This window comes from Streptococcus vulneris (genome assembly GCF_019218685.1).
In the GTDB taxonomy this organism is placed as follows: Bacteria; Bacillota; Bacilli; order Lactobacillales; family Streptococcaceae; genus Streptococcus; species Streptococcus vulneris.
Genome location: NZ_JAHUZC010000002.1, coordinates 233,710 through 245,734, shown reverse-complemented (window position 1 = coordinate 245,734; position 12,025 = coordinate 233,710). Strand labels below are relative to the sequence as shown.

Below are 12,025 nucleotides of genomic sequence, written 5' to 3'. Positions count from 1 at the left end.
CCCTTTATTCGCACAAAATAACAATAACCCTTGAAAATCCAGTATTTCCAAGGGTTATATTTTTGTCATTAGAATCCGTCTACGTTTGTGTAGATCTTTTGTACGTCTTCGTCGTCTTCAAGAACGCTGTAAAGTTTTTCAAAAGTTTCAAGGTCATCCCCTGACAATTCCACTTCTGACTGAGGAATCATTTCCAATTCAGTAACTTGGAATTCTTCGACACCTGACTCACGAAGGGCAACGATAGCCTTGTGAAGGTCAGTTGGAGCTGTGTAAACTGTGATTGTACCTTCTTCTGCTTCTACATCATCCACATCCACATCTGCTTCTAGCAATTGCTCAAAGACTGCATCCGCATCTTCACCTGCAAATACAATAACACCCTTGTTATCGAAGAGGTATGAAACCGAACCTGAAGCACCCATGTTTCCGCCGTTTTTACCAAAGGCTGCACGGACATTAGCCGCTGTACGGTTGACATTTGAAGTCAAAGTATCAACAATCAGCATAGAACCATTTGGTCCAAAACCTTCGTAACGTCCTTCTGTAAAGGTTTCGTCTGTGTTCCCTTTTGCTTTATCAATCGCTTTATCAATAACGTGTTTTGGCACTTGCGCTTGTTTAGCACGGTCGATAACGAATTTCAAGGCTGAGTTTGATTCTGGATCTGGATCACCTTTTTTAGCTGCTACATAGATTTCTACACCAAATTTTGCATATACTTTAGAGTTAGCTCCATCTTTAGCCGTTTTCTTGGCTACGATATTGGCCCATTTACGTCCCATTAGGAATCTCCTTTTTTCACATTTTAATCTTTCTTATTATAACACAAGTTTTTTCGATTTTCACTAGAGGAAATAGATTTTATTCAGTAAATCAAGCTAGGATGACACTTTTGTTGCCAAGATAGTCTTGCCTTCTTTTATCAAGGGGTGACGGAAAAGCGAAAAGTACAGTTGAACTGTCATGGCAACCCAGATTAGGGGTTCGCAAAGAATAACTCCTCTATAGCCTGCCCAAGGGATAATCAAGACCACAAAAGCGATTTTTCCGATTAGTTCAATAAAGCTAGAAACTAGAGGAAGGATCTTTTGCCCCAAGCCCTGCAAGCAATTGCGATAAATCAACAAGAGACTCAAAATAGGATAAAAGGCTGAACTGATTTGCAGATAGAGACTTCCATTTTCTATCAAGTAATCATCTGTCGAACTAGCCAAGAAGGAAACCAAGGCTGGACTGGCAAAAAAAAGGAAGACACAAACAAAAATTGCCCAGGACATACTTAAACGACTGCCGATTCGAAGTCCTTGGACAATGCGGTCTGGGCGCTTAGCACCAAGATTTTGAGAAGCAAAGATCGTCATCGAGGCAGAAATAGCGGTCATAGGAAGAAGGGCAAAGGCCATAATGCGTCGAGCCGCCGTCTGGGCACTAATAATCACTGCACCAAAGGTATTAACCGAAGACTGTAAAATCACACTGCCGATAGATACAATTGAACTCATCAAGCCCATAGCCAAACCTTGCTCCAAAAGATCCGCATACAAGGCCTTGTCCCATTTGAAATGTTTCAGCTGAGGTAGAAGTTCTGGAACGCTCTTGCGGATATAGTAAAAGCAGAGAACCGCTGATAAGCCTTGCGAAATAATGGTAGCAAGTCCAGCGGATTGAACTCCCAGTTGCAGTTGCGTAATAAAATAGAGATCCAGAACCACATTAACCAGAGCAGAGAAAATCAGAAATCCCAGAGCTGCCAGACTGTCACCAATGGACCGCAACAAACCTGCAAAGAGATTATAAGCAAAGCTGACGCCTACACAGGTCACAATCATAGAAATATATTGATAAGATTGAAGAAGGATTTCTGCGGGAGTATCTAAGTATTGCAAGAGAGGATACAAGCCAAGAAAGCCCAGCAACATAACTACAATACTCAAAAGTGCACCTAAAATCCAGGTGGCTGCTACTGCTTCCTTGATTTTAGTGAAATTACGAGCCCCGTAATAACGGGCAATGACAATCCCCATGCCATTGCCAACACCAAGAGTAAAACCTACAATCAGGTCAAAAATCGCTGTCGTCGCCCCTACTGCAGCCAAGGAATCTTGACCCAGAAATCGCCCAACAATTAAGACATCAGCAGTATTATAGAGCTGTTGAAAAATATTAGACAGCAAGATTGGGAAGGCAAAACTCAAAAGCGAGGGAAGAATCGGACCATGTATCAGGTCCACTGTTCGTTTTTTATTCATAAGGCTATTATATCAGCTTTCTAGAGGTGCGACAAGAAACAGCAAACTATAGGCAATCTGAAATCTTGAACAAAGAATCGAAAAAGCAGTGGATTTCTCCACTACTTTGACAGCTTATTCTTCAATTTCGATTTCAAGCTCATCGCCTAGGTCAAGTGTAACTTCTTCATTCACAGAATCTGCTTGAACTGCTTCATCTTTTTTAGTTTCAACACCTTCTACAGAAGCTTCTTCTCCATCAATCAAACCAAATTGAACACGGACTTGATGGTCAATCTCATCAAAGACTTCTGGGTTATCTGCCAAGTATTTCTTAGCATTTTCAGAACCTTGCCCGATTTTCTCATCCTTGTAAGAGTACCAAGCTCCTGCTTTTTTGATGATATCCAAATCGCTTGCGATCTTCAAAAGTTCACCAGTCTTAGAAATACCTTCTCCGTACATGATTTCAACGAAGGCTTCCTTAAATGGTGGAGCTACCTTGTTTTTCACGACCTTAATCTTAGTTTCTTTACCGACATTGGTGTCTTTCTGGTCACCAGTTCCCTTGATTTGTGTGCTTCCACGAACATCCAAACGCACTGAAGCGTAGAATTTCAGAGCACGTCCACCAGGAGTTGTTTCTGGATTTCCAAACATAACCCCAACTTTTTCACGCAATTGGTTGATAAAGATGGCAATAGTTTTTGTTTTATTAATAGAAGCACCAAGTTTACGCATGGCCTGACTCATCATACGAGCCTGCAAACCAACGTGGCTATCTCCGATATCTCCATCAATTTCCGCACGAGGTACAAGGGCAGCAACTGAGTCGACTACGACAAGATCCACGGCTCCTGAGTCAATCAATTTTCCTGCAATCTCAAGACCTTGCTCTCCTGAGTCTGGTTGTGACAAGAGCAATTCGTCAATATTGACCCCAAGAGCCGCAGCATAAGCTGGATCAAGGGCATGCTCCGCATCGATAAAGGCTGCAATCCCACCTTCTTTTTGCGCTTGCGCAACTGCATGAAGGGCAACCGTTGTCTTACCAGATGACTCTGGCCCATAGATTTCAATGATACGTCCCTTAGGATAACCACCTGAACCAAGGGCAATATCAAGAGCCAAGGAACCTGAGCTCATCACTTGCACTTTTTGCTCTGCACGTTCACCCAAACGCATGATTGAACCTTTACCAAAGTCTTTCTCAATCAATTTAAGAGCATCATTCAAGGCTTTTTCACGTTCTGCCCCGAATTTTTTTGAAATTTCATCTAATTTTTTTGGTTTTTTCGCCATTCTATTCTCCTACATTCTAATGGTCCTCAGACCTATCTACTATTATATCAAAAGTTAGTCACTTAATAAAGCCTTGCGAACTAGGTTAAAGGCATGCATAACCGCAATGTGCCGTACATCTGCTCGACTTCTGCCTCCAATATTAACCTTGATGACTTCAGTTCCATGCTCTTGAGCCAAGCCTATGAAGACTGTCCCAGCTGGGTGCCCTTCTAGGCTATCTGGTCCTGCTACTCCAGTCAAACTAAGGCCAAAATCTGACTGGGTCTTGCTTCGCGCCTGCTCAGCCATCTTCTGAGCTGTAAATTCAGACACCACACCGTGCTCTTCCAAATCCTTGACAGGAATATCCAACATCTTTGATTTTTCCTCCAAGCTATAGGTCACGAAACCACCCTTAAATATACTTGAAGCACCTGAAAAATCAGCTACAGTAGCTTGGAAAAGACCTGCCGTCAAACTCTCTGCAGCCGTGATGGTTTTCCCTTGCTTTTTCAGTTCTTCTACCACAATACTAGCTAAACTAGTTTCTTCCCCATAACCATAACAAAGATCTCGTAAAGAAATTCCTTCGAAAGTCTGGTGGTCCAAGATTTGATTTTCCAAGATATCCAGCGTTTGATTCGCCTCTTCTTGGCTGCTAGCTTTTGTTGACAGACGCAGAGTGACTTCTCCTGTCTTGGCATAAGGTGCCAAGGTAGGATCGGTCTGATTATCAATTAAATCAGCCAAAATCGTAACCAGCTGACTTTCGCCAATCCCAAAGAAACGAAGAACTCGGGAATATAGCTTGCTCCCTGTCATCAACTTAGGTAGAAGTTGGTTTAAAACCATGGGGTTTAATTCACTTGGTGGACCGGGAAGGACGACATAGGTAACTCCATCGACTTCCAAAATGCCTCCCACAGCCAGTCCTGTTTCGTTGGGCAGTGGAGTCGCTCCTTCTACAAGTTGAGCTTGTCTTTCGTTATTCGGTGTTCGGGCATAGTCTGGTCGCTGGGCAAAAAAGACATCTAACTTCTCCTGAGCCTGAGAATCAAAGACTAATTCTTTCCCTAAAAATTTAGCTAGGGTTTGTTTGGTCAAATCATCCTCAGTCGGCCCCAAACCACCTGTTAAAATCGCCAGACTACTACGTTGACTGGCAATCTCAAGCAGGGATAAGAGACGAGCTTCATTGTCTCCTACAGCCGTCTGAAAATATACATCTACCCCAATCTCTGCTAGTTTTTCCGACAAAAACTGGGCATTGGTATTAACAATCTGTCCTGTCAAAATCTCTGTTCCAACAGCAATGATTTCTGCTTTCATGTTTCCTCCTACCTATCTATTCGTATTTTTTTGAAAAAATCGCAGGAAATTTCCCACGATTTCAACTATAAATTAGATTATTCTACATCTTCTTGATTTCTTGTACTACTAATCGTACCTGTTCCCAAACCGATACCATTTTGATTTCCGAGAACATTTTCATATAAGACTGCATTTGTCTCTAACTCTGTCACCTTTGGTTTATCAAGTGAGGTTCTCAAAAGATTCTGGATTTCTAACAAATGGTTAGCAGTTACGATTTGATAAGATATTCCTTGCAATTCAGCATCTTCTCCTCGCAATTGATGTGTTTCAATATTCTTGAAGGAATCTTGATAACCAAGTAATTGTGGAATACTTTTCGCTGATAAATCAATGTTGGTCTGCATATTGGTACTTAGGGCTTTTAAGATAGATTGATAGTGACTAACACTATTCAAACTAAGAACTTTTTCAACAACCTTTTGAATGACTTCACGCTGACGTTTCTGACGTCCGTAGTCCCCTTCTGGGTCCTGGTAGCGCATGCGAGAATAAACAAGAGCTTCATCTCCATTTAGAGTTTGTTGCCCAACACCAATAGAAATAGTATTAAATTCCTCTTGGTCACTGATAGAAATAGGGAAACCTAGAGTGTTGTTGACAGTTATACCACCCACTGCATCAACTAATTGTTGCAATCCGTGCATATTGACCATAATATAGCGATCAATATGAATATTCATCATCTTCTGAATAGTTGAGATAGCTAATTCTGCACCTCCACCCGCATATGCAGCGTTTAGTTTTGCTTCCTCAATCTGACCATCTTTATGCTGAATTTTAGTCAAGATATCACGTTCCAAACTCAACATCGTTGTTTTTTTCGTGTGCGGATTAACCGTCAAGAGAATCATGGAATCACTATTTCCCTCCCAAGGGTCCGTTCGTTCCACATTTCCAGTATCAACCCCCATTAAAAGGATCGTTAAGGGTTCAGTCGCTTCAATAACATTGGTTTCTTCACCAATTTTTTTATAAGTTCTTGATAAAGTTTCTGTACCTTGTTGATAAATGGTATAAGCAAAAACACCCACACCCAAAACTGTCACAGCTAGAAAAGCTAGCACCATTCCAATAATTTTTTTAACCATATTTCTATTAATCTATCAGTCTACCCATCAGGTAAACATCTATAAATTTCCCTTCTTCTATGTACGCACCGCGCTCTTGTCTACCTTCAATTTCAAAGCCATGCTTTTGATATAAATGAACTGCAGCCTGATTACGAGTTTGGACAGTGAGTTGAAGTCGACGAAGAATGCCACTAGCCTGCGCCCATTCTACGACTTCTTCAAGTAACAAACTTCCCAGCCCATTATTCCAATACTTCTTACCAATCACAACAAAGAGTTCTCCAATATGACAAACTCTCTTACGTTGATCAGCTGTGATATTTACAAGACCAGCAATTTCATCATTCAGCAAGGCCAGTAAAGTGATTTGATTTTCCGAGTGAGCCTGTTTATCCAAAAACAACTCCATCTCAGTATCTGTCATCAAAATGCCATCCCTGTCCAGACTGGTAAAATCTGTTTCTACACTGACACGATTTAAAAATGATACTAACTCAGCCGCATCTTCAACTTCTGCTTCCCTAATGAGCAATTCATACTCCATGTTGAAGCTCCTCTAAGAGTTTTTCTGCACGTAAACCCTTTGCTTGGAAATTCAGCCTGCGACCGTCTTCTTCTTTTAGAATTTCCAATTCTAAATAAGTATCTGGTAAGGCATCACCTAAAAGATTCCCCCACTCGATGACGGTCACCCCACCACCAAAGAGAAACTCATCCAAATCAATAGAATCAGCGTCCCCCTCAATACGATAAACATCTAAATGATAAAGAGGAATACGACCTTCATACTCTCTCACAATAGTATAGGTTGGACTCTTAATCATCTGAGTAATCTGTAACCCTTTAGCAAGACCTTTTGTAAAGGTCGTTTTGCCTGCTCCAAGTTCTCCAGTTAGAATTAAGACATCATTCTTTTCTAATAAATAGCCCAAACGTTCTCCTAAGGACTGTAACTCTTCTTCGTTTTTAGTGTACATGTTTCTATTATACCAAAAAGTTGTTCTTTGTCGAGATATTATCTGTGAATTCCATATTATAAATTGTAAAACTTGAACTATCTCTTCTTTTGTTCTTAAAATAGAAACAGCAAGAAGACAACTAACAAGATATCTCTCATCAAATGACTGTAAAATGAAACTTCCCAGCGAATTACTTTTGGCACCAACAGTCCTAGAAATAGCATTCCTAAGGTAATATAAAAGGTCATGGATAATAGCATCCAAGGATTTCTGAGAAAGACTAGAATAGCTAGTCCACTAATAAAACAGATTTTCTTCTTTCCTAAAATCTTTTTCAATCCATTTACATACTTCTGAATTGGTAGAAAAACTAACAAATCAATACCAAATAAGAAAAAGAAACTCGGTAGAAAGGCTTCCACAAATCCTTCTACGGATGTATTTCCTGCAAGGATATGTTCTATGACAATTAAAGCTAAACCCAAAATGTTTACTAAGAGCAAGAGACTATACAAGAATTGTTGCTTATCTTCCTTAAAAACTGAATAAGATTGATTTCTCTGCTCTCTATAGTAGTTTAATCCTGCCCCAATACTGGCAAGGAGCAACATGCCAACTAAATAATAGAAGCAGTTTTGATTTAACATCAAGGCCCAAGTTGATAAACTTAAACAAGAACAGCTACTAATACCAAAAACTGTCAACAATAACAAAATACGAATTTGCTTTTTCATTTTTTCCATCATTCTTCCTCCCTTACTTGCTCTTATTATAGGCTAGAACTCCTCACCATTGCTAAAATATTTCTCAACTGTCAGTTTTCTAGTCTAAAATGCAAAAAAGTTTGATGCAAGTAACCCTTACATCAAACTTTTACTATTTCTCTTCAAACCAAAGAGCAATTTCTCGCTTAGCTGACTCTTCCGAATCTGAACCATGTACAACATTTTGGATAACCTCATTTTCTCCAGCAGCTTTTGCAAAATCACCTCGGATAGTTCCTGGTAAAGCTTCTTCTGGACGAGTAGCACCCATCATGGTCCTCCAAGTTTCGATTACTTTGGGACCAGAAATGATACCTACAAGAACTGGGCCTGAAGTCATAAATTCACGAATCGGTGGGTAAAAACTTTGGCCAACCAAGTCCTGATAGTGCCGGTCAATCAACTCTTCTGAAATATGTGAACGCAACTCCAATTTTTCGATTGTAAACCCACGTTGTTCGATGCGTTTCAACACTTGACCCACTAGTCCTCTTTTTACACCGTCTGGTTTAATGATAAAAAATGTTTGTTCCATCCCCGTCTCCTTTGTCAGCTTCTTTCTTTTATTTTACCACATTTCATGGAAAAATGGAGAAAGTTTTCAGAAAAGAGAAAGAGAACCCGAAGGCTCTCTCATTCTCTCTTATTCTACTGTTTCTTCCACAGTTTCAACGGCAGCATCAACAACTACTTCTGTTGTTTCCTCATTCCCTTCTTCCTCTACTGGAGGATTAAGGTATTCTTCTTCGTTGACAGCATGTGGTTCAAGGTTACGGTAACGGGCCATACCAGTACCTGCTGGGATGATCTTACCGATGATAACATTTTCTTTAAGTCCAAGGAGATGGTCTTTCTTACCGCGGATAGCTGCGTCAGTAAGGACACGAGTTGTTTCCTGGAAGGAAGCCGCTGACAAGAAACTGTTTGTTTCAAGTGAGGCTTTGGTAATTCCCATAAGAACTGGGCGACCTGTCGCTGGAACTCCACCTGCGATAAGGACATCTTTGTTGGCATCTGTAAAGTCATTGATATCCATGAGGGTACCCATAAGAAGATCTGTGTCACCTGGATCCATGACACGAACTTTACGGATCATTTGACGAACCATTACCTCGATGTGTTTGTCACCGATTTCTACCCCTTGGCTACGGTAAACTTTTTGTACTTCACCGAGAAGGTAAGTTTCAACTGACAAGACATCACGAACTGCAAGGAGGCGTTTTGGTTGGATTGAACCTTCTGTAAGAGCAGCACCACGCGCTACTTGGTCTCCAACTTCAACTCGCATACGAGCGGTAAATGGAACGACGTACTCACCTTCGCCAGTTTCACCCTTAACAAAGACTTTCTTGGTACGAGTTGAGGCATCTTCTTCGATAGCAGTAACTTGTCCTTTAACCTCTGTGATAACCGCTTCCCCTTTAGGATTACGGGCTTCAAAGATTTCTTGGACACGAGGAAGACCCTGAGTGATATCGGTATTTGAGGCAACCCCACCCGTGTGGAAGGTACGCATTGTAAGCTGTGTACCAGGTTCCCCGATAGATTGGGCAGCGATTGTACCAACTGCTTCACCAACTTCAACCGCATCACCAGTCGCCAAGTTAATACCATAACAGTGACGGCAGACACCATGACGAGTGTTACATGTAAATACAGAGCGGATAGTAACTTCTTCCACACCAGCATTAACAATTTCACGCGCCTTGTCTTCTGTAATCAACTCATTTGGACCGATAATCACTGCACCAGTTTCTGGATGTTTAACAGTTTTCTTAGTGTAACGACCATTGAGACGCTCTTCAAGAGACTCGATCATCTCTTTTCCTTCTGCGATAGAGCGGATCAAGAGACCACGGTCTGTTCCACAGTCGTCCTCACGGATGATAACGTCTTGGGCAACGTCAACCAAACGACGAGTCAAGTAACCTGAGTCGGCTGTCTTAAGGGCCGTATCGGTCATACCTTTACGGGCACCGTGAGTTGAGAAGAACATTTCGAGTACTGACAAACCTTCACGGAAGTTTGAAAGGATTGGCAATTCCATGATACGTCCGTTCGGAGCAGCCATCAGACCACGCATACCGGCAAGCTGTGAGAAGTTTGAGATGTTACCACGGGCTCCAGAATCCATCATCATAACGATTGGGTTCTTAGGATCTTGGTTGGCAATCAAACGTTTCTCAAGTTTTTCACGAGCAGCACGCCATTCAGCTGTAACGGCATTGTATCGCTCGTCGTCTGTGATCATACCACGACGGAATTGTTTGGTGATTTGTTCTACACGTTTGTGTGATTCTTCAATGATTTCAGCCTTGTCATCAACGACTGGGATATCGGCAATACCCACTGTCAATCCTGCAAGAGTTGAGTGGTGGTAACCGAGGTTCTTCATACGGTCAAGTAGGGCAGAAGTTTCTGTCGTACGGAAACGTTTGAAGATTTCAGCGATGATATTTCCAAGGTTTTTCTTCTTGAATGGAGGGTTAAGTTCAAGATTGCTGATAGCTTCCTTGATATCTCCACCAAGTGGCAAGAAGTATTTAGCTGGAACGCCTTCTGTCAAGTTGGCATTGTTTGGTTCTTGCAAGTATGGTAGACCCTCTGGCATGATGTCGTTGAAGAGGATTTTACCAACTGTTGTAAGCAAGACCTTATGTTTTTGCTCTTCTGTCCATGGTTTGTTGAGGCTGTCTGTTGCGATACCAACACGTGAGTGGAGGTGAACATAACCATTACGGTAAGCCATAACCGCTTCATCACGGTCTTTGAAGACCATTCCTTCACCTTCACGACCAGCTTCTTCCATTGTCAAGTAGTAGTTACCCAAAACCATGTCCTGAGATGGAGTAACAACTGGTTTACCATCTTTGGGGTTCAAGATATGCTCAGCAGCAAGCATCAAGATACGTGCTTCTGCTTGGGCTTCTTCTGAAAGCGGTACGTGGATGGCCATTTGGTCTCCGTCAAAGTCGGCATTATAGGCTTCACAGACAAGTGGGTGCAAGCGAAGGGCCTTACCATCAATCAAGACTGGCTCGAAGGCTTGGATACCCAAACGGTGAAGGGTCGGTGCGCGGTTCAAAAGCACTGGGTGTTCTTTGATTACTTCTTCAAGAATATCCCAGATACGCTCATCTCCGCGTTCCACTAAACGTTTAGCCGCTTTGACGTTTTGCACGATATCACGGGCAACGATTTCACGCATCACAAATGGTTTAAAGAGCTCGATAGCCATTTCACGTGGCACACCACATTGGTACATCTTAAGAGTTGGACCAACGGCGATAACGGAACGTCCTGAGAAGTCAACACGTTTACCGAGCAAGTTTTGACGGAAGCGTCCTTGTTTACCTTTAAGCATGTGGCTCAATGATTTAAGAGGACGGCTACCTGGTCCTGTGATTGGACGACCACGACGACCATTGTCAATCAAAGCGTCAACCGCTTCTTGAAGCATACGCTTCTCATTTTGAACGATGATACCTGGTGCATTCAACTCAAGCAAACGAGCCAAACGGTTGTTACGGTTGATAACACGGCGGTAAAGGTCGTTCAAGTCAGATGAGGCAAAACGACCACCATCCAACTGCAACATTGGACGAAGATCTGGTGGAATAACCGGAAGGATGTTGAGAATCATCCATTCAGGTTTGTTTCCAGACTTGTAAAAGGCATCCAAAACATCCAAACGACGGATGGCTTTGACACGTTTTTGTCCAGTCGCTGTTTTCAACTCTTCTTTGAGTTCAGCAATTTCTTTTTCAAGATCTACTTGTTTCAAAAGGTCTTGGATAGCTTCGGCACCCATTTTGGCAACGAATGATCCATAACCGTACTCACGCAAGCGCTCACGGTATTCGCGCTCTGTCATGATAGACTTGTGTTCAAGTGGTGTATCCTTAGGATCAATCACCACATAAGCCGCAAAGTAGATCACTTCCTCGAGGGCACGAGGACTCATATCAAGGGTCAAGCCCATACGGCTTGGAATTCCCTTGAAGTACCAGATGTGAGATACAGGAGCTTTCAACTCGATGTGCCCCATGCGCTCACGACGAACTTTCGTACGCGTTACTTCAACCCCACAACGGTCACAAACAATCCCTCTGTAACGAATGCGTTTGTACTTACCACAAGCACATTCCCAGTCTTTTGTAGGACCAAAGATCACTTCATCAAAGAGTCCTTCACGTTCTGGTTTCAAGGTACGGTAATTGATTGTTTCAGGTTTTTTGACTTCTCCATAAGACCATGAACGGACTTTGCTTGGAGAAGCTAGGGTGATTTGCATACTTTTAAAACGATTTACATCAACCACTATTTCTTCCCTTTCTATTCTA

10 protein-coding genes are annotated in these 12,025 nt (G+C 42.0%); all 10 read right to left on the bottom strand.

The genetic code is table 11. The features are described from left to right. Positions 1-68: 68 nt before the first annotated feature. Entirely contained in the window at positions 69-785 is a 717-nt protein-coding gene (locus tag KUA57_RS03245; RefSeq protein ID WP_000532879.1) for a YebC/PmpR family DNA-binding transcriptional regulator, read from the bottom strand. Positions 786-881: 96 nt separating this feature from the next. Beyond that, complete coding sequence (locus tag KUA57_RS03240) at positions 882-2,252, bottom strand: MATE family efflux transporter (protein ID WP_218493609.1); 1,371 nt, start codon at positions 2,250-2,252, stop codon at positions 882-884. A gap of 114 nt (positions 2,253-2,366) precedes the next feature. Continuing rightward, positions 2,367-3,533 (bottom strand): recombinase RecA, encoded by a 1,167-nt coding sequence (gene recA / locus KUA57_RS03235; protein WP_060627462.1) that lies wholly within the window; start codon positions 3,531-3,533, stop codon positions 2,367-2,369. Positions 3,534-3,587: 54 nt separating this feature from the next. Then, positions 3,588-4,844, bottom strand: coding sequence for a competence/damage-inducible protein A (locus tag KUA57_RS03230; RefSeq protein ID WP_218493608.1), 1,257 nt, complete (start codon positions 4,842-4,844; stop codon positions 3,588-3,590). Positions 4,845-4,921: 77 nt separating this feature from the next. Beyond that, a complete protein-coding gene (lytR, locus tag KUA57_RS03225; protein WP_125446764.1) occupies positions 4,922-5,977 on the bottom strand; it encodes a glycopolymer--peptidoglycan transferase LytR in 1,056 nt (351 codons plus the stop codon). Between the two features lie 7 nt (positions 5,978-5,984). Beyond that, a complete protein-coding gene (locus KUA57_RS03220) occupies positions 5,985-6,503 on the bottom strand; it encodes a GNAT family N-acetyltransferase (RefSeq protein WP_125446762.1) in 519 nt (172 codons plus the stop codon). Beyond that, the gene (gene tsaE / locus KUA57_RS03215; RefSeq protein ID WP_125446760.1) at positions 6,493-6,936 is read right to left on the bottom strand and encodes a tRNA (adenosine(37)-N6)-threonylcarbamoyltransferase complex ATPase subunit type 1 TsaE; all 444 of its coding nucleotides are present in this window, start codon (positions 6,934-6,936) and stop codon (positions 6,493-6,495) included. The genes KUA57_RS03220 and tsaE overlap by 11 nt, the downstream gene beginning before the upstream one ends. Before the next feature lie 95 nt (positions 6,937-7,031). After that, the gene (locus KUA57_RS03210; RefSeq protein ID WP_125446758.1) at positions 7,032-7,661 is read right to left on the bottom strand and encodes a competence protein; all 630 of its coding nucleotides are present in this window, start codon (positions 7,659-7,661) and stop codon (positions 7,032-7,034) included. Positions 7,662-7,794: 133 nt separating this feature from the next. Further along, positions 7,795-8,217, bottom strand: coding sequence for a nucleoside-diphosphate kinase (ndk, locus tag KUA57_RS03205; RefSeq protein WP_125446756.1), 423 nt, complete (start codon positions 8,215-8,217; stop codon positions 7,795-7,797). 108 nt (positions 8,218-8,325) lie between these two features. Further along, on the bottom strand, positions 8,326-12,003 hold the full coding sequence (rpoC, locus tag KUA57_RS03200; protein ID WP_185756756.1) for a DNA-directed RNA polymerase subunit beta': 3,678 nt from the start codon (positions 12,001-12,003) through the stop codon (positions 8,326-8,328). Between the last annotated feature and the right edge of the window lie 22 nt (positions 12,004-12,025).

Bases quoted from the DNA above. Each gene is read 5' to 3' on its own strand.
- recA (WP_060627462.1), bottom strand. From the start codon at position 3,533: ATGGCGAAAAAACCAAAAAAATTAGATGAAATTTCAAAAAAATTCGGG.
- lytR (WP_125446764.1), bottom strand. From the start codon at position 5,977: ATGGTTAAAAAAATTATTGGAATGGTGCTAGCTTTTCTAGCTGTGACA.
- ndk (WP_125446756.1), bottom strand. From the start codon at position 8,217: ATGGAACAAACATTTTTTATCATTAAACCAGACGGTGTAAAAAGAGGA.
- KUA57_RS03220 (WP_125446762.1), bottom strand. From the start codon at position 6,503: ATGGAGTATGAATTGCTCATTAGGGAAGCAGAAGTTGAAGATGCGGCT.
- tsaE (WP_125446760.1), bottom strand. From the start codon at position 6,936: ATGTACACTAAAAACGAAGAAGAGTTACAGTCCTTAGGAGAACGTTTG.
- KUA57_RS03210 (WP_125446758.1), bottom strand. From the start codon at position 7,661: ATGGAAAAAATGAAAAAGCAAATTCGTATTTTGTTATTGTTGACAGTT.
- KUA57_RS03240 (WP_218493609.1), bottom strand. From the start codon at position 2,252: ATGAATAAAAAACGAACAGTGGACCTGATACATGGTCCGATTCTTCCC.
- KUA57_RS03230 (WP_218493608.1), bottom strand. From the start codon at position 4,844: ATGAAAGCAGAAATCATTGCTGTTGGAACAGAGATTTTGACAGGACAG.
- KUA57_RS03245 (WP_000532879.1), bottom strand. From the start codon at position 785: ATGGGACGTAAATGGGCCAATATCGTAGCCAAGAAAACGGCTAAAGAT.